The sequence below is a fragment of the Flavobacterium fructosi genome, from assembly GCF_042787335.1.
Lineage (GTDB): Bacteria > Bacteroidota > Bacteroidia > Flavobacteriales > Flavobacteriaceae > Flavobacterium > Flavobacterium fructosi.
Map to the genome: position 1 here is coordinate 250,570 of NZ_JBHZQA010000001.1, position 17,093 is coordinate 267,662.

Below are 17,093 nucleotides of genomic sequence, written 5' to 3' on the forward strand. Positions count from 1 at the left end.
TTTTTTAGCGTAAAACGTTTTCGATCAAATGGAGATAAAATTCTGTTGTACTTTTAGAACTATTACAATCCGTTATATTAGTAAAGTGTTCGGTCAAAAAGTGTTGATGTAAACTGCCTTCCACAATTGTCGATACCAGAGATTTAGCGTATACATAACTTGGATTTACTTCGGTTACAATATTCACAATTCTGTTGATTACTCTTTTGTAAATCAGGAAAAAACCTTCTTTGTTTTCCTGGCCAACCTCTTTGGTATGAAGCGTTTTTGTGAATTCCGCAATAATAATTTTGTTTAAAATAGCCTCATTAATGTGTTCGGTGCTGCTGTCATCGATTACTTTTTCAGTAACAATAGTGATTGCGTTTCTAAGTTTTTCTTTTGGGTCAGTAATATTTGTGGTGGCAAAAACAAGTTTGTATTCCATCCAACTCCAATACCAAGAGGATAAATACACCAATAGTTTGTGCTTGTTTTCAAAATACCGATAAAGAGAACTTTCATTAGAACCAATTTTTTCACCAAGCTTCTTGAACGTAAAATTGTCGAACCCAATTTCATCAATCAAAAGGATACTTTGCTCAATGATTTTTTTTCCCAAGGCAGACGTTTCGGGATCTTTAACATAGATTTTTTCGTTGACCTGTATTTTTAGATTGGATAGTATTGTATTCATAATTAATCATATTTCATGCAAATATAATAGTAATACTATCAATTATGAAATTTTAACTTTTATTTATAAAAAAAGCTATTCGCATGGAATAGCTTTTTTATGAATATTTGAATTAATTAGACTTACAACAAAGAATGACAAGTCATAACTTCCGGTTTTTCAACGCCCATTAATGCTAAAATAGTTGGAGCGATATCACCCAAAACACCATCGTGTATTTGTTTTAAATCTTTGTCGACCAAAATAATTGGAACTGGGTTTGTCGTATGGGCTGTATTAGGACTTACGTCGGGATTAATCATGGTTTCACAGTTTCCGTGATCTGCAATTACAATAGTTGTATAATTGTGGGTTAATGCTGCTGTAATTACTTTTTCGACACATTTATCTACAGCTTCACAAGCTTTTATTGCAGCACTCATAATTCCTGTATGTCCTACCATATCGCCGTTGGCAAAATTAAGACATACAAAATCTACTTCTTCTTTCTCCAGTTCAGGAATTAAAGCATCTGTCAATTCAAATGCGCTCATTTCTGGTTGCAAGTCGTAAGTAGCCACTTTTGGAGAATTTTTCAAGATGCGACTTTCGCCAATAAAAGGTTGTTCTCTTCCACCAGAAAAGAAGAAAGTCACGTGAGGATATTTCTCGGTTTCGGCAATACGAATTTGTTTTTTGTGCGCTTTTTCTAAAACTTCACCCAGGGTTTCAGTAATGTTATCTTTATTATAAACAACTTTTACGTTTTTATATGTTTCGTCATAGTTGGTTAACGTTACATAATACAAATTCAATTTGTGCATGTTCTGTTCATGGAAATCTTGCTGCGTTAGCGCTTCGGTCAGTTCTCTACCTCTATCAGTTCTGAAATTGAAGAATATAACTACGTCATCATCTTCAATAGTAGCCAATGGTTTGTCATTTTTATCCACCATGACCACTGGATGAATAAATTCATCGGTTACAGTAACTTCATAACTTTCTTCTATTGAAGCAACGGCGTTTGTAGAATGAGTTCCAATTCCGTTTACCAATAAATCGTAAGCTAGTTTTACTCTTTCCCAGCGTTTGTCACGATCCATCGCATAATAACGCCCAATAACAGAAGCTATTTTAACAGTTGTATTATCAATATATTCTTGTAAATCCTGGATATAATTTTTTCCGGACTTTGGATCAACATCACGGCCGTCAGTGAAGGCGTGAATGAAAACTTTTTGCAGTCCGTATTGTTGTGTTGCATCAATTAAACCTCGTAAGTGTGAAGTATGGGAGTGGACACCACCATCAGAAAGAAGACCTAAGAAATGTACTTTTTTATTGTTTTCTTTTGCGTAGGTAAAAGCATCAACTAATACTTGTTCTTTCGCCAAAGTGTTATGCGCTACGGCAAGGTTTATCTTGGCTAAATCCTGATACACAATTCGGCCCGCACCCAGATTCATGTGTCCTACTTCGCTATTTCCCATTTGTCCTTCTGGCAATCCTACGTTTAAACCATCAGTTCTCAGTTGTGCACTAGGGTACTTTTGATATAGACTATTTATAAATGGAATATTTGCATTATCGATTGCAGAAACTTTCGGATCTGGAGATTTTCCCCAACCGTCTAATATCATTAGAATTACTTTTTTGTTCATTATAAAAGATTTTATACAAAGATAAAGTATTTCTAAAAATGTTTGAAGTATTCAAAACGACTATTATATATTCAGGAATTAACGCCATCAAAAAATAATAATTTTGCTGCAGAAAAGGCTTTTTTGTGAAATTAATGCAACTTAAATTTTATTTTTCACTTCATTATAGTCAATAAAATAACGGACACTAATAGAAAAAACGTGTTTTAGTTGATCATTGGTCAATAAAGTAGTTATTTTTTTTCCAAAATCCTTATCTATTTCTCGCTGAAAATTGGCTGCATTATTTCTGTATAAAATAGAAATTTCGCTTCCTGGGGCGAACCACCAAGAATAGGAGATGTCACCATTCCAGGAGAAAAAACTAGAGTTCTTATTTAGGGTGTAAGTATTATAATCCGCTAATCTGCCGTTTTGTTGCAACGATAAGAAGTTTTTATTTTCGGCGTACGACCAATAATGGCGCAAGGAAAGATTGAAAGTCATTTTACTGTTAATAGAATATTTAGCGGAAAGAGAGTTGGAATAGGTAATAACATTTCGATTGGCAAAAATAATGGCATTAGCCGTAGATGCATTTAAATCATCATCAATACTGTCCACAAAACCTTTATTGTTGTTTTGTCTAAAAAAGTTAAAGTTGTAATTCAACGAAAATTTATCATTGAAACGGTATCTTGGACCTATGTCAATGCCAAAAGAATTTCTTCCTGATTCACTCAATATAGCAAATGAAGGATTGACGTCAATAGCAAACTTATTATTGTAATTTGAAGAAAAGTAGAACCATCCGCCCAATCTTTTTGGAGAAATCAAATACCTGTTTTCCGTTCTGGACTCATAATAATCATGGGATTCAATTGGACTGGCATTTATCCCTAAACCAAAAAAATGATTTTGTTTATTATTCGAATTAATGTTAAGGTTGATTTTATTTCCCTGAATTTTTCCAGTCTCTTTTTGAAACTGGGTATATAAATTGAGATTTACACGGAAAGAATTGAAGTGTTTTGTAGGATTTAAAATTCTATAACTTGCATTTCCATACATAGCATAATAGTTAGTTTCAAAATTGATTCCTAAATCATTATTATCGAAATTTTTTGATACTATTTCTGTTCCTACACTGTATCGGTATTTGCCAGAAGTCTCTCCTAAGTTCAACGATGTTGCTGTTCCTTTTTTGTCTTCAATATCATTTATGTAACTGTATTTGAAATTTCCAGAAAGATTATACGTGTTTTTCTTGGTATTTAAATCCCAAACCATTGCAGATACATTTCCATCGCGAAAACTCCCATTTCGGGTTACATTGGTGTTGATAAATGAAACCGAAGAGTTTTTTCGGAAACGCTGATCTAGTACCAAAACATTATAATTTGCTAAGGGTTCAACCACTTCTTTTCTAATTTCCTGCGTATTGTTGTTTTGTATTGACGCATATGTTTTTTCAGTAACGGCATTCAAAATTCCTATTCCTAGACCATCTTTTGTTCGACCGGAGACTTTTAGGGCATTAATCAAATTAACGCTTGAAGGATTTTCAATAATTTTCTCGTTGTTGAAAATGGTCGGGGAACTTGAAGGTCTTCCTCCAATTCTTCTGGAGTACAATAAATTTCCCTTGCTGAACAAATCAGTTCCTTCGGTAAAAAAGGGTCTATTTTCATTAAATTGCTGCTCGAACGGACCTAAGTTTAAAATTTGATCGTCATATTTTGTTTGTCCAAAATCTGGAATAAGAATCATGTCAAGCGTAAAAGCGTCATTGATTCCATATTTTATATCCAAGCCACCTTTAATAGTACCGTAAGTTTTTTGTCCTTTGCCGGCATTTACATAAAAAGAAGAATATGGCAATAAAAAGATTCGGGTAGGAGGTTTTATATTTTCAATTCCTTCTAAGGTACCGGATTGTTGTGTGAAGGTTCCAAGTTTGGAGTCAATAAAGTTCCAAGAATATTTATGTCTATCCCTTTTAATTTCTCTAAAAAAGTTGAGCCCCCAAGTTTGTTTGTTTTCACCCGAAAAACGAAGTGCAGCGTAAGGAATTCGCATTTCAACAACCCAACCGAAATCAGTGATTGTTGCTTTGCTTTTCCAAACTGCATCCCAGGAATAATCTTCTCCATTAATGTCTGTCGTTATACAATCCGCTTGTCCATCAGAGGCGGAGACATAAAATTGAAAATCTTGTTGTCCGTCATTGTAGCCATTCACAAAAACGCCAAAAAGGTCTGATGCCCCAAAATTATCACGTTGTGAAATTTCTTTCATGATTTTTTTTGGCTCATTGTCATACATTAATGCCGCAACATAGATGGCGTCATTGTCATATAAAACTTTTACTTCAGTTTTTTTATTTTCTGGAATTGCCTTGCCGTTATCTGGCTCAAACATGATAAAATTTGACGCGACCGAGGCCGATTTCCATGCAGTTTCCTCTATTTTTCCGTCGATGGTTATGTTTTCTGAAATAGATTTAGTTTGCAGCACTTTTTTTTGGCTGTAGCCAAGAGCTGAAAAAAAGAGTAGAATTATTAGAAGTAATTTTCGCATGTAGTTTTGATTGATTTGCGCGATTGATGAATTTCTTTTGATTGAATTTTAATAATAGACTATATTTTTAAAAATTTGTTACATTTTTTAAGAAAAAATTAAGAGGTGTTTTATTCTAAAAAAAAAATGAGATTGAATGGTGGTTCATTCAATCTCATTCTATGAGGATCTTATTATGGGTTAAAATTTATTTTTTACTACATTATAATCAATGAAATAACGAATAGATACAGAAACAATATTTGTGAGATTTCCATTAAAAACACTTTTAAAGTTAGTATTCAAATTCTTCTCAACTTTACTGGCTCTTTCAAGCGAATAGTTTCGGTACAAAAAGGAAATTTCGCTTCCTGGTGCAAACCACCATGAATAGGCCAAATCAAAATTCCAAGAATTGAAATTCCGGTCTTTATTAGCGGAATATTCATTATTTGGAATTAAGTAACCATTATTTTGCAGCGTGAAAAATTCATGGTTTTGAGAATAGGACCAGTAATAGCGAGCAGTAAGGTTGATGGTCATTTTATTATTTATCGCATATTTTCCAGTAATGTCATTTTGTAGTATTTCCCTATTGCGCTGTGCAAAAATAATTCCGGCATCATCAAAAGCTACCCAGCCTCTGTCGTTTTTTTTACGGGTATAATCTAATACGTAGGATAACGAAAATTGGTCATTAAACCTGTATTTTGGACCTAAAGCCAGACCATAGGTAATTCGGCCATCTTGGTCATATTTTGTGAAACTTGGTGTGAAATCAAAAGTAAAAGCATTGTTGGTGTTAAATTCTGTTCCAAAATAAGAAGAAACTCTTCTGGGGATTTGCAGGTACCGGCCATTTTCTCGTGGCTCATAAAAATCGAAAGTTTCCACGGGAGTAAGAACCAGGGCCAGTTCAAAGTAATTGTTGTTTCGTGATCTGGCTTTTACGACCGTTTTATACCAAGCTTCTTGCAATTTACCGGTTGTATTCTGGATTTCTAAATTTAATTCTTGTTCTACCTTAAAAGTATTAAAAAACTTTGTAGGATTCAAGATTCTGTAACTGGCATTTGCAAAAGCACTGTGATAATTCGTGTAGAAAATAATTCCTAGATCATTGATATCATAATCTTTGGAGAGATATTTTCCAGAAAGGTAGTATCGATATTTTCCGCTTGTTTTTGCAAAATTTAAAGAGGTTTTAAAACCGGTATAATCTTCGGTTGTATTAATGGAGCTGTATTTAAAGTCTCCAAAGAAGCTATACGTATTTGCTTTTGTATTCAAGTCGAATAGTAGAGCGGAAACATTGGCATCCCTGAAACTTCCCGTTCGGGTAGTATTAGCATTCACAAACGAAACAGATGAGTTTTGGTTAAAACGCTGATCTAAAACTAACATATTGTAATTAGTCAATGGTTCAATAACTTCTTTTCTGGTTTCGTTGGTGTCATTGTTTTGTATGGTAGCGTATGTTTTTTTAGTAATAGCATTCAAAAAACCAATTCCCAAACCTTTCTCCGTCCTGCCGGAAATTTTCACAGCATTGATTAGTTTCACGCTACTAGGGTAATTGGTGATATCTTCATTAGCAGCAATTTGTGGCTCCGTACTTGGCGCGCCACCAATCCTTCTGGAATAAAACAATCCTCCTTTGTTAAATAAATCCGTTCCTTCTGTGAAAAAAGGACGATTTTCATCAAGTCTTTGTTCAAAAGGTTCAAGATTCAAAATAGCATTGTCAAATTTTGTTTGTCCAAAGTCAGGTATTAAAATGGCATCTAATGTAAACGAATCATTAATTCCATATTTGATATCTAAACCAGCTTTGAATGTGGTGCTAGATCCTATTTCGTTTTGCTGATAGTAGGCTGAGGAGTACGGTATAAAGAAAAGACGGGTTGGCGTTTTTATATTTTCTATCCCGTCAAGAATTCCAGCTTGTGGAATCACCGCGCCTATTTTGGTGTCAACTCTATTCCAAGTATATTTTTGGACATCTCGTTTAATTTCCCTCATGAAATTGATGCCCCAAGTTTGCTTTTGTGCGTTCGAAAATCGCAAAGCGGCATATGGTATTTTCATCTCGACAACCCAGCCAAAATCAGTAAGTGTCGCTTTACTGTCCCAAATGGAATCCCACGTAAAATCTTCGCTGTCTTCAGTCGCTAAACAATCCATTTGAACACCGGCTGAACTTACATAAAATCTAAAATCTTGCTGTCCGTCATTAAACCCGTTGATGTACACGGAAAAAATATCGGAAACTCCAAAAATATCGCGGTTGGTGATTTCTGTTTTTATTTTGGCAGGATTATTGTCATATAGTACAGCGGCAACGTAAATGGCGTTATTATCGTATAGTATCTTTACGTCTGTTTTTTTATCAGTACTGATTGGTTTTCCGTTATCAGGCTCATACATAACGAAATCAGTAGCCACGGAAGCAGTATTCCACGCTTCTTCATTTATTTTTCCATCAATTGTAATGTTATCACTTATAGATTTTGCATGAAGGACTTTTTTTTGACTATAAGTGGTAATACTGCAAAAAATTAAAGTAAGTAATGATAAATAATGATATTTCGCCATAAATTAGTAAGGTATAGAGACAAAAATAATAAAATTTGTAGATATTGTGTTTTTATTTCAATGCTATTAAGCAATATTTTTTAATTTATTTTGTTATATTATATTTAAATTTATCATAATTTTTGTTTTAACGGTGAATTTATGTGTACGTTTGCCATTCCAAATTATTATTTAACTAAAAGATATTCAATGATTTATAAGACATTACCCGCAATTTTGTTTTTACTTTTTTCATTTTCAACAAGCAAACCCAATATTTCTGAACTCAGTATTGTTAAACCTGTAATATATGCCAAAGTAGTAAATACTAGTATAGATGCTAAGATTGAAATGGTTTATAATAGTTTGCATTCTAGTGAATTTAGTTTGCCAAAATTAGAAAGCTTTACTGAAGCTTTGAAAGGTTTTTATTTGTTGAAAGAAAAAGGATTAGTTCAAAAAAATATTTTGACTTTGGTTGATTTTAGTTTGTCATCTAGTACCAAAAGACTTTGGGTTATCGATTTGACAACAAATACAATACTGTATAATTCCCTTGTTGCGCACGGAAGAAATACAGGTGATGATTTTGCCTCTTCTTTTTCAAATGCAGCAGAATCGTATAAAAGTAGTTTAGGGTTTTATGCTACAGGTGAGATTTACAATGGAAAACACGGAATGTCACTTAAGTTAGATGGATTGGAAAAAGGAATTAATAGTAACGCAAGAAATAGAGGTGTGGTAATGCATGCGGCAGAATATGTTAGTAATTCGTTTGTACAAAGTAATCATAGATTAGGGAGAAGTCAGGGTTGTCCTGCTATACCGGTAGAATTGTCTAAAGATATTATCAATGCGATAAAAAATAAATCGTGTTTCTTTATTTATCATCCATCAAGAAGTTTTAAATTGGATTCGGAATTAGTTTCGTAATTTCTGGAACAGTACAATATGTTCCTCAATATTTTCGATTTCAAATGGCATATCTTTTTAGGTATGCCATTTTTAAGTACAAACCAACAGCGTCTTTTCTGGCATTGAATCAAATTAAATTTGCATTTCGGTCAATACAGCATTTTTCCAAATGTTTCACCCAGTGCTTTCTTCTGTAATTTTCTAAAACAGCCATATCTCTAATTTGGTATTGGATTTTTTCTAAAAATAAATCTGTGGTATTTTTAAATAATGAAATTACCCCATTTAATTCCTGATCGTAAAAAAGGTTGAAATGAGTAGTAGTCTCTAAATCATCACCATCAAAAAGACAGCTTTCTTTCGACTTTCCACGTCGAAGAACAGGATGTAGTATCGGAAAGGTTTTTTTGCATTTATTTCTTCTATGTTTTGCATTTTTTTTTAAATAAATTTGCAACGAAATAAAGGTATAATAATTTCATATTAAATTCTTTATGTCTGAGATATGCTTTATTAAAAAGGTTTTGGATATAATTTAATGATTTTTTTCAAAAAAAAAACTTGCATGTAACCTATTTTATTATCTATATTTGCACCGTTGTTAATGCGAAAGTAGCTCAGTTGGTAGAGCTCCAGCCTTCCAAGCTGGTTGTCGCGAGTTCGAGCCTCGTCTTTCGCTCTAAACCTCAAATTTTTAGTTTGAGGTTTTTTATTTAATGTTTTGCGAAAGTAGCTCAGTTGGTAGAGCTCCAGCCTTCCAAGCTGGTTGTCGCGAGTTCGAGCCTCGTCTTTCGCTCTTCAAAGCCGAAACTTAATTGTTTCGGTTTTTTTTATTTATTCTGATCTCCTTTCAAAATCATTTTATAAAACTCAAATCAGATCCGTTTTCTAATTCTTCAGGAATTTGGTTTTGTCTAAAAAGTCTGGCTGATAAATTGCCTTTTAAAGTTATTTTTTCACCTTTAACGTCCAGCCAGCTTCCTTCTCGTAATCCTAAAACAGGGACGGAGTTAAATGCATGAAATTCTTTGATTCTTGTTTCGCGTGTTTCGCCCATATGTTGTGATTGTTTGTCAGCATCTAAATAATGGGGATTCAAATTGAAAGGGATCCAACCTAAGGTTTTAAAACTCGGCGGATAAATAATAGGCATGTCATTAGTGGTTTGCATTGTTAATCCACAAATATTGCTTCCTGCGCTTGTACCAAAATACGGAGTTCCATTTTTTACTGCTTCTGCAAGAATGGTCATGATATTGTTTTTGTACAATTGGGATACCAACAAAAAAGTGTTGCCGCCACCGGTAAAAATCCCCTGAGCATCTTGAATTGCTGATGCTGGATCTCCAAATTCATGAATTCCTTTGACAGCTATATCCATTTTGGCAAAAGCCGAAGCTACTTTTGCAGTATACTCTTCATGTGATAAACCGCCAGGGCGCGCGAAAGGAATAAAAATAATGGTTTTGCAATCCTTGAAATGCAATTGTAATTCAGGTAAAAGATAATCTAAATAGTCCCCGCCGTGAAGGGTTGAAGTGCTGGCGATAATAATATTTTTCATTTTTATTTGTGTAAAAAGAGTTTGCATAAAGGTATTAAATCATGCTTTTTAAAATTGTTTTTTACAATGTTTAATTAACATATTTTTACCAAGTTATTAGTAATTAATTTAGAAAAGAGTAAGATACTTTTACCATTCTTACAATAATTCAAATTTTAATGTAGACCAATGACTAAAGCTGTATGTGTGTTTTTTATTTTGATGGCAACAAAGGCATTAGCACAAGAGCCAGTTCCTGCCAAATTGAATGGAAAAGTTATTGCTGACTTGTCAAATCTTGAAGGGATTTATGTCATTAATTTGAAAAACGAAAAGGCTGTAATTACAAATAAAGAAGGGGAATTTTCGATAGCGGCGGCACTAGGAGACAGATTAATATTTTCCGCGCCACAATTTAAAACGATGATAATTGGCGTAACGGCAGAATGTTTTCAACAAAATTTATTTTGTGTTAAAATGAATCCAATTGTGAATCAATTAAAAGAAGTGATCGTTAAAAGATTTACAAGTATCAATGCGGAATCATTAGGGATTGTTCTTAATAATCACAAAAAATACACTGCTGCGGAACGTAAATTATATACTGCTACTGACCTTAATACATCGGCAAGTGTGAGCGGGATGGCAGGCGGTTCTGTTTCTGCAGATCCTTTGTTGAATTTTATTTCTGGACGAACTAAGATGCTTAGAAAAGAGATTGAAGTCGAGAAGAAAGAGTCATATTTGGAACAACTGGATAATTTATTCGATATAGATTATTTTGTAAATAAGTTAAAAATACCTTCTGAATATGTAAAAGGATTTCAATGTTATGTTGTGAAAAATGAAAAATTTACAATTATTTTAAAATCTAATAATAAAACAATGACCTCTTTTTTGATTGGGGAATTAGCCACTACGTATAACGAAATTATAGCCAGTGAAAATAAATAGTACGCTACTGTTCGCTTTCTTTTTTTTGACCCAAATTGCATTTGGACAAAATAATGCTGAAAAAGAAATTCAAGGTAAAATAACAGCTGAATCTGTTGCTGTTGAAGGAATAAATGTATTCAATTCAAGGAGTCAGCGGGGAACTGTTTCAGATAGAGATGGTTTCTTTTCGCTATTTATAAAAGAAGGGGATATTTTAGTGTTTTCAGCTGTGAATCTCGTAACTTTACGTAAGAAAGTCACTAAGGGAGATTTTTTGTCGAATCGGATTGCAATTCAAATGACAACCCAAAGCATTCCTCTAAAAGAAATTATCGTCAATGAGAGCTCTAAAATAACGGCTGAAAATCTGGGAATTATCCCTTATGGCCAAAAAAAATACAGCCCTGCAGAAAGGAAATTATATACCGCAACCTCTAGCGGTGGTATTGACGGTTTGTTAAACACAATTTCGGGACGTAAAGCAATGCTTAAAAAAGAAATTGTTGTAGAGAAAAAAGAAAATTCGTTATCCAGACTTGAAGTTCTTTTTGAAAATAAATATTATACTGAAACTCTGAAAATTCCGAGTGATTATATACGGGGATTTCAATATTATTGTATTGAAGATGCCCCATTTGCAGATGCATTGAGTACGAAGAACAAAACGTTAACGATGTTTTTGATTGTCAGTTTAGCTGAAAATTATAATAAAACCATTGAAAATGAAAAATAAAATAACAATCCTTGTTTTGTGTTTATTTTGTCAATTTTGTGTGAGTCAGGTATTGACAAGAAAAACGTTGCATGGTCAGGTCGTAAACGATTCTATTAAGTTAGAAAATGTGATTGTTTTTAATGTGAATTCTAAAACGGGACTGCTCATAGGACCAAAAGGGTTTTTTAGTATTCTGGCAAAAGTGAATGACACCTTGGTTTTTTCGAGCTTAGCATTCAAATCTAGAAAAATTGTACTTACTGAAAAACAACTTTCGACTCCTCTATTACGAGTGAAAATGGAGGCATTTACAAATCAGCTAATCGAAGTTATTGTTCCCGTAAAAAAGGTATTAAAGCCAAATTTGGGAAATACACAGAGAATTGTTGATAAGCAATATTTTGACGACGAAAAGTCTTCTCCAAAGAATAGAACAATGCCACCAAATGGGACTATTGAAAACGGAATGAACTTTGTACGAATTTATAAAGATGTTCTAAAATCATTGCGAAAAAATAATCTGGAGGTAATAGATTTTACAGAAAATAAAAGTTTTACCGAACTAGCTTTGAAAAGGGTTGGGTATGATTTCTTCGCTAATACATTACAGTTAAAGGATGATGAAATTAGACTTTTTCTGATTTTTTGTGAAAATGATCCTAAATCAAAGTTGCTTCTTAATTCCGAAAATGAATTTCAATTAATTGACTTCCTTGTTACTAAAAACAAGGAGTATAAAAAAATTACTGCTATTGAAAACTAAAAGTAGCCGGTTTTAAGAATTGAAAACGGAAGAGACTTTATGAAAATTGGTGGTATGATTGTTGTTTATTGTATTAAAAATAAACCTAGAAAACGAAGAGTTTAAAAGAATTGCTACTTTTGCCAAATGAAAAAAATAATCTTATATACCTTTTTCGGACTTTTAATTTTGACAACATCAGCCTTTAGTGTTCATAAATTTTATATGGCAATATATCAGGTAAATTATGCTCCCGAAAAGAAAATGTTGCAAATAACTTCTCGTATTTTTGTCGATGATTTAAATAAGGCTTTGGAGAAAAAGTATAATAAAAAGTTGAATTTAGGAACTGAAAAAGAAGCAAGTGAGGAAGTCATATTACTTAAAAAATATCTTGCAGAAAATTTTTCAATCAAAGTAAATGGGCAATCGAAACCTATGACTTTTTTGAGTAAAGAATTAGATGGAGATGTTTTGGTATGCTATTCGAATATTAAAGGGGTTTCTAAAATTTATTCGCTTGAAATTTCTAATTCAGTTTTAATAGATTGGAGCTCAGAGCAGCAAAACATTACACATATTACGGTACTGGGTACAAAAAATAGCATACTCTTTACCGATTCTTCAAGGAATGGAGTGTTAAAATATTAATATTGCAAGTATCTTTTGTTGAAAATTGTTATTTTCACAAACTGAAATAACTACCCTTTTTATTTATGAAAAAAATATCTCTATTATTGTTTCTTCCGGCGATTTTATTAGCCCAAGAAAAAGCATCTACCGTAACACCAAAACAACCAGGAAAGTACGACACGAACAAGTTCAGCCAGATGTATGATTTATTAGCTACGCCTAATATGTTTCGTACGGCATCGGGAGCTCCCGGACCAGCCTATTATCAGCAACAAGCGGATTATAAAATAGACGTGGAATTAGATGATAAAAATGCAAAATTAAGTGGCTCTGAGACCGTAACTTATTACAACAATTCGCCGGATAATTTAGAGTATTTATGGGTGCAATTGGACCAAAACCAAGCAGCTAAAAATTCACAATCCCCCTTGGCAGAAGGTGAAAAAATAGAACAAGTTTTGCCAGCGGAGAAATTTGCAAATAAATATCTGAAGCAAGGTACAGATCGTGGGTTTAAAATCGAATATGTAAAAGATGCGAAAGGAAATCCCTTATCTTATGTCATAAATCAAACCATGATGCGTATTAACTTAGCTACTCCTTTGAAACCAGGTGAAAAATTTATATTTTCAACTAAATGGTGGTACAATATTAATGACTACATTCAGGATGGAGGTCGTTCTGGTTATGAACCTTTCGAAAAAGAAGGAAATAAATTGTATGTAATTGCACAGTTTTACCCTAGAATGGCCGTTTATAATGATGTTGAAGGTTGGCAGAATATGCAATTTTGGGGAGGTGGAGAATTTGCTTTGCCTTTTGGAAATTTTGATGTAAACGTTACCGTTCCGGCAGACCATGTTATGGATGCGACAGGAGAATTGATGAACAGAAGCGAAGTGTTTACACCAGCACAGGTTAAAAGATACGAGTTGGCTCAAAAATCATTTGATAAACCCGTTGTAATTGTAACTCAAGCAGAGGCTGAAGTCAATGAAAAAGGATTTTCTGATAAGAAAAAGACGTGGAAATTTAGTGCTAAAAACGTAAGAGATTTTGGTATTGCCACTTCTAGAAAGTTTATCTACGATGCAATGGCAGTGCAGCTGAGCAATAAAGTGGTGATGGCTGAATCTATTTATCCAAAGGAAGCGAATCCGCTTTGGGGAGAAACTTCTACCAGAACAGTCGCTCATACCTTAAAAAGTTATTCCTCCCACACTTTCGATTATCCGTACCCAAAAGCAGTTTCTGTTTCAGCGGAAGACCAAGGAATGGAATATCCTATGATTTGTTGGAATTATGGACGTCCAGACGAAAATGGCGTGACAAGCGAGCGTACAAAAAATGGAATGATGGGCGTGGTAATACATGAAGTAGGACATAACTTTTTCCCTATGATTGTAAATTCTGATGAGCGTCAATGGACTTGGATGGACGAAGGATTAAACTCGTTTATGCAATATATGGCCGAACAAGAATTAGGAATTAATTTTCCATCTAATCGTGGAATTCCCAGTAAAATTGTTCCTTACATGAGCGGAGACCAAAAATTATTGGAGCCTATTATGTCTAACTCTGAAAATATTATTCAGTTTGGTAATAATGCTTATGGGAAACCAGCTGCCGGTTTAAATATTCTTAGAGAAACCATCATGGGAAGAGAATTATTTGACCATGCATTTAAAATATATGCAAACAGATGGAAATTCAAACATCCAACGCCGGAAGATTTTTTTAGAACAATGGAAGATGCTTCGGCAGTAGATTTAGATTGGTTTTTTAGAGGCTGGTTTTACTCGACTGATTTTGTTGATATTGGTATAAATGAAGTAAAACAATATTATGTTACTGAAACACCAACTGCAGAATTGAAAGATGTCAAGGTAAGAAAAGGACGTTTTGGTTTGGATAAAGGACCATTTGTATATTTAGTTTCTGATAAAAGCGCCGAATTAAATTTGGCTTCAAAGAAACCATTGAAGGTAGAAGAAGTAAAATTACTTTCGGAATATGTAAACCAAAAATTTTCAGCTGAAGAAAAAGCAAATTTAAAAGCACCGAAGTATTTTTACGAAGTAGAATTCAATAAGCCTGGAGGAATGTTGATGCCTATTATTGTTGAAATGACTTATGACGATGATACGAAAGAAGTTTTTAAATATCCGGCGCAAATCTGGAGGAAAAATAACGATACTGCTAAGAAAGTATATGCTACGGAAAAAGCAATAAAAAAGATTCAGATTGACCCAAAATTAGAAACGGCGGATATTGATGTAACCAATAACACTTGGCCAAAAGTTGAAATAAAAACGAAATTTGATTAGGGAAAAATAAAAATAAAAAAAAGACTCAATTTTGAGTCTTTTTTTTATGAAAAATTTAAAACACAAAGTTTCAAAAAATGATATCTTTGTAGTAATTAAAAATAGGAAATATGTTTGGCATAGGAGGAGGCGAATTAATTTTTATAATGTTTATCGTACTAATGCTTTTTGGTTCTGATAAAGTGCCTGAAATAGCACGTACCATGGGAAAAGCAATGGCGCAAATAAAAAATGCGACAAATGATATAAAAAGTGAAATACAAAAAGGGGCTGAGGCTAATGGCTTTGATGCGAAATCATTGACGGACATGACAGGAAATATTTCATCAGAAATCAATAAAGCTAAGGAAAATCTTCTTGGAGAAACTGCTACTCATATTGAAAAAACGAAGGAAATAATTGACGATGCTGCAGGTCCTATTAAACGCCAAATCTAATGTTGGAAAAATTACTTTCCCTTGATACCCAATTATTTATTTATTTGAATGGTTTAGGTTCAGAAACCTATGATCCGCTTTGGTTAATGATTACCAAACAACTTAATTGGTTGCCATTTTTTTTACTATTGGCTTATTTTATTTTTAAAAAATTAGGTGCAAAGCAAACTTTGATTTTGCTTTTGTTTGTGGCCGTTTTGATAACTATTACGGACCAAACGACCAATTTATTCAAAAATGGATTTCAACGATTGAGGCCCTGTAACGATCCCGCACTCAATACTTTTATTAGAGTAGTAAAAAAGAGTTATTCGTTTAGCTTTTTCTCAGGTCATGCTGCAAATACAATGGCCGTGGCTACTTTTTTATATTTTAATTTCAAGAGTAAAATTAAATATTTTGGTTTTCTTTTCCTATGGCCCTTAATATTTGCTTATAGTAGGATATATCTAGGATTGCATTACCCAATAGATATTCTTACGGGTTATTTTTTCGGCTTTATTTTCGGCTTTATGATGTTCATTATATACGGGCTGGTTCAGCAAAAATACTTTACTGCGTCCAAATAATATTTTTTTTAGGAGCTTTTTCCTGCTGTTTGCTATATCTTTTCTAGTCCTGACTTTGTTTCAGGATGAAACAAGTTCAGGACTAGAAAAGGATGCCGCTTCCATCAGGGCTAGGATATTGGTTTCCAAAATGTCTTTTTAATTTCCAAAAGACTAAAACCTAAAGCACCCTACTCACTGTCAATCCATCGCGAATCGGTAGTAAAACGGTTTCTACTCTAAGATCGTTTTTCAATAACTCATTGTATTCCATAATGATTTTTGTACTTAAATCATTAGGTTGCAACGGTTCTAAAACCTTACCGCTCCACAACACATTGTCGGATAAAATAATGCCGCCTTTATTCATATTAGGAAGAATTAATTCAAAATAGTTGAGGTAATTTTCTTTATCAGCATCGATGAAAACCAAATCAAATTTTAAGGTAAGAGTTGGTATGATCTCAACTGCTTCGCCAAGATGTTGTACAATTTGCTTTCCCCAAGGCGATTTGTCAAAATGCTTGCGTTGAAAATCTACTAATTCCTCTTTGATGTCAATCGTATGAAGTTGCCCGCTTTCCTGGATGCCTTCGCACAAACACAATGCAGAATAGCCAGTGTAAGTCCCAATTTCGAGAATGTTCATTGGCCGCATCAGTTTACTCAACATACTTAAAACGCGTCCCTGAAAATGTCCGCTTAACATGCGAGGCAACAAAATCTTCTGATAAGTTTCTTTATTGAGCGCTGCTAATAATGCAGGTTCTTTTTCAGAATGTTGCTCGATATAGTCTTCTAATTCTGGGGAAATGAAATGCATTTTTTTATTTTTTTTACAAAATTACAAATAACCAAATTCACAAATA

The 17,093-nt window shown here is 33.5% G+C and carries 15 protein-coding genes and 2 tRNA genes; 10 read left to right on the forward strand and 7 right to left on the reverse strand.

What is annotated here, in order from left to right; translation table 11 throughout:
* Window positions 1-4 precede the first annotated feature (4 nt).
* From ACFX5D_RS01085 to ACFX5D_RS01100, 4 genes are all read right to left on the reverse strand, one after another.
* Window positions 5-676, reverse strand: a complete 672-nt coding sequence (locus ACFX5D_RS01085; protein WP_379856431.1) for a TetR/AcrR family transcriptional regulator — start codon at window positions 674-676, stop codon at window positions 5-7.
* Window positions 677-798: 122 nt separating this feature from the next.
* On the reverse strand, window positions 799-2,316 hold the full coding sequence (gene gpmI, locus ACFX5D_RS01090) for a 2,3-bisphosphoglycerate-independent phosphoglycerate mutase (protein ID WP_379856432.1): 1,518 nt from the start codon (window positions 2,314-2,316) through the stop codon (window positions 799-801).
* Window positions 2,317-2,457: 141 nt separating this feature from the next.
* Window positions 2,458-4,875: a DUF5916 domain-containing protein gene (locus ACFX5D_RS01095; protein WP_379856433.1), complete on the reverse strand. Its 2,418-nt coding sequence runs from the start codon at window positions 4,873-4,875 to the stop codon at window positions 2,458-2,460.
* Between the two features lie 180 nt (window positions 4,876-5,055).
* Complete coding sequence (locus ACFX5D_RS01100) at window positions 5,056-7,449, reverse strand: DUF5916 domain-containing protein (protein WP_379856434.1); 2,394 nt, start codon at window positions 7,447-7,449, stop codon at window positions 5,056-5,058.
* Between the two features lie 189 nt (window positions 7,450-7,638).
* Between ACFX5D_RS01100 and ACFX5D_RS01105 the strand changes: the two genes are divergently transcribed.
* Window positions 7,639-8,361, forward strand: coding sequence for a murein L,D-transpeptidase catalytic domain family protein (locus ACFX5D_RS01105; RefSeq protein WP_379856435.1), 723 nt, complete (start codon window positions 7,639-7,641; stop codon window positions 8,359-8,361).
* Between the two features lie 109 nt (window positions 8,362-8,470).
* On the opposite strand, the gene ACFX5D_RS01110 is transcribed toward ACFX5D_RS01105, so the two are convergent.
* On the reverse strand, window positions 8,471-8,800 hold the full coding sequence (locus tag ACFX5D_RS01110) for a GNAT family N-acetyltransferase (protein ID WP_379856436.1): 330 nt from the start codon (window positions 8,798-8,800) through the stop codon (window positions 8,471-8,473).
* 149 nt (window positions 8,801-8,949) lie between these two features.
* Here ACFX5D_RS01110 and ACFX5D_RS01115 point away from each other — a divergent pair.
* Both ACFX5D_RS01115 and ACFX5D_RS01120 read left to right on the forward strand, forming a co-directional pair.
* A tRNA-Gly gene (locus ACFX5D_RS01115) sits at window positions 8,950-9,022 on the forward strand.
* Between the two features lie 44 nt (window positions 9,023-9,066).
* Window positions 9,067-9,139: transfer RNA gene (locus tag ACFX5D_RS01120), tRNA-Gly, on the forward strand.
* A 60-nt stretch (window positions 9,140-9,199) separates the two neighbouring features.
* Here the strand turns inward: ACFX5D_RS01120 and pepE are convergent.
* The gene (pepE, locus tag ACFX5D_RS01125; RefSeq protein ID WP_379856437.1) at window positions 9,200-9,907 is read right to left on the reverse strand and encodes a dipeptidase PepE; all 708 of its coding nucleotides are present in this window, start codon (window positions 9,905-9,907) and stop codon (window positions 9,200-9,202) included.
* Between the two features lie 168 nt (window positions 9,908-10,075).
* Here pepE and ACFX5D_RS01130 point away from each other — a divergent pair, with 168 nt between their 5' ends.
* The 7 genes from ACFX5D_RS01130 (at window position 10,076) to ACFX5D_RS01160 (ending at window position 16,245) form a co-directional block, all read left to right on the forward strand.
* Window positions 10,076-10,840, forward strand: coding sequence for a hypothetical protein (locus ACFX5D_RS01130; protein ID WP_379856438.1), 765 nt, complete (start codon window positions 10,076-10,078; stop codon window positions 10,838-10,840).
* Window positions 10,827-11,555 carry a carboxypeptidase-like regulatory domain-containing protein gene (locus ACFX5D_RS01135; RefSeq protein WP_379856439.1) on the forward strand — a complete coding sequence of 243 codons (729 nt, stop codon included), beginning with the start codon at window positions 10,827-10,829 and terminating at the stop codon, window positions 11,553-11,555. The genes ACFX5D_RS01130 and ACFX5D_RS01135 overlap by 14 nt, the downstream gene beginning before the upstream one ends.
* Window positions 11,545-12,300 carry a peptidase associated/transthyretin-like domain-containing protein gene (locus tag ACFX5D_RS01140; protein ID WP_379856440.1) on the forward strand — a complete coding sequence of 252 codons (756 nt, stop codon included), beginning with the start codon at window positions 11,545-11,547 and terminating at the stop codon, window positions 12,298-12,300. Before ACFX5D_RS01135 ends, ACFX5D_RS01140 begins: the two co-directional genes overlap by 11 nt.
* 126 nt (window positions 12,301-12,426) lie before the next feature.
* On the forward strand, window positions 12,427-12,930 hold the full coding sequence (locus ACFX5D_RS01145) for a DUF6702 family protein (RefSeq protein ID WP_379856441.1): 504 nt from the start codon (window positions 12,427-12,429) through the stop codon (window positions 12,928-12,930).
* A gap of 65 nt (window positions 12,931-12,995) precedes the next feature.
* Window positions 12,996-15,239, forward strand: coding sequence for a M1 family metallopeptidase (locus ACFX5D_RS01150; RefSeq protein WP_379856442.1), 2,244 nt, complete (start codon window positions 12,996-12,998; stop codon window positions 15,237-15,239).
* A gap of 110 nt (window positions 15,240-15,349) precedes the next feature.
* Window positions 15,350-15,676: a Sec-independent protein translocase subunit TatA/TatB gene (locus ACFX5D_RS01155; protein ID WP_379849480.1), complete on the forward strand. Its 327-nt coding sequence runs from the start codon at window positions 15,350-15,352 to the stop codon at window positions 15,674-15,676.
* Window positions 15,676-16,245, forward strand: coding sequence for a phosphatase PAP2 family protein (locus tag ACFX5D_RS01160; RefSeq protein WP_379856443.1), 570 nt, complete (start codon window positions 15,676-15,678; stop codon window positions 16,243-16,245). The genes ACFX5D_RS01155 and ACFX5D_RS01160 overlap by 1 nt, the downstream gene beginning before the upstream one ends.
* A gap of 160 nt (window positions 16,246-16,405) precedes the next feature.
* Here ACFX5D_RS01160 and ACFX5D_RS01165 read toward each other — a convergent pair whose 3' ends face one another.
* Window positions 16,406-17,047, reverse strand: a complete 642-nt coding sequence (locus ACFX5D_RS01165) for an O-methyltransferase (protein ID WP_379856444.1) — start codon at window positions 17,045-17,047, stop codon at window positions 16,406-16,408.
* Between the last annotated feature and the right edge of the window lie 46 nt (window positions 17,048-17,093).

Excerpts from the sequence above, each read along its gene's own strand:
- ACFX5D_RS01085 (WP_379856431.1), bottom strand. The coding sequence starts at position 676 with ATGAATACAATACTATCCAATCTAAAAATACAGGTCAACGAAAAAATC.
- gpmI (WP_379856432.1), bottom strand. The coding sequence starts at position 2,316 with ATGAACAAAAAAGTAATTCTAATGATATTAGACGGTTGGGGAAAATCT.
- ACFX5D_RS01095 (WP_379856433.1), bottom strand. The coding sequence starts at position 4,875 with ATGCGAAAATTACTTCTAATAATTCTACTCTTTTTTTCAGCTCTTGGC.
- ACFX5D_RS01100 (WP_379856434.1), bottom strand. The coding sequence starts at position 7,449 with ATGGCGAAATATCATTATTTATCATTACTTACTTTAATTTTTTGCAGT.
- ACFX5D_RS01105 (WP_379856435.1), top strand. The coding sequence starts at position 7,639 with ATGATTTATAAGACATTACCCGCAATTTTGTTTTTACTTTTTTCATTT.
- pepE (WP_379856437.1), bottom strand. The coding sequence starts at position 9,907 with ATGAAAAATATTATTATCGCCAGCACTTCAACCCTTCACGGCGGGGAC.
- ACFX5D_RS01130 (WP_379856438.1), top strand. The coding sequence starts at position 10,076 with ATGACTAAAGCTGTATGTGTGTTTTTTATTTTGATGGCAACAAAGGCA.
- ACFX5D_RS01140 (WP_379856440.1), top strand. The coding sequence starts at position 11,545 with ATGAAAAATAAAATAACAATCCTTGTTTTGTGTTTATTTTGTCAATTT.
- ACFX5D_RS01145 (WP_379856441.1), top strand. The coding sequence starts at position 12,427 with ATGAAAAAAATAATCTTATATACCTTTTTCGGACTTTTAATTTTGACA.
- ACFX5D_RS01150 (WP_379856442.1), top strand. The coding sequence starts at position 12,996 with ATGAAAAAAATATCTCTATTATTGTTTCTTCCGGCGATTTTATTAGCC.
- ACFX5D_RS01155 (WP_379849480.1), top strand. The coding sequence starts at position 15,350 with ATGTTTGGCATAGGAGGAGGCGAATTAATTTTTATAATGTTTATCGTA.
- ACFX5D_RS01160 (WP_379856443.1), top strand. The coding sequence starts at position 15,676 with ATGTTGGAAAAATTACTTTCCCTTGATACCCAATTATTTATTTATTTG.
- ACFX5D_RS01165 (WP_379856444.1), bottom strand. The coding sequence starts at position 17,047 with ATGCATTTCATTTCCCCAGAATTAGAAGACTATATCGAGCAACATTCT.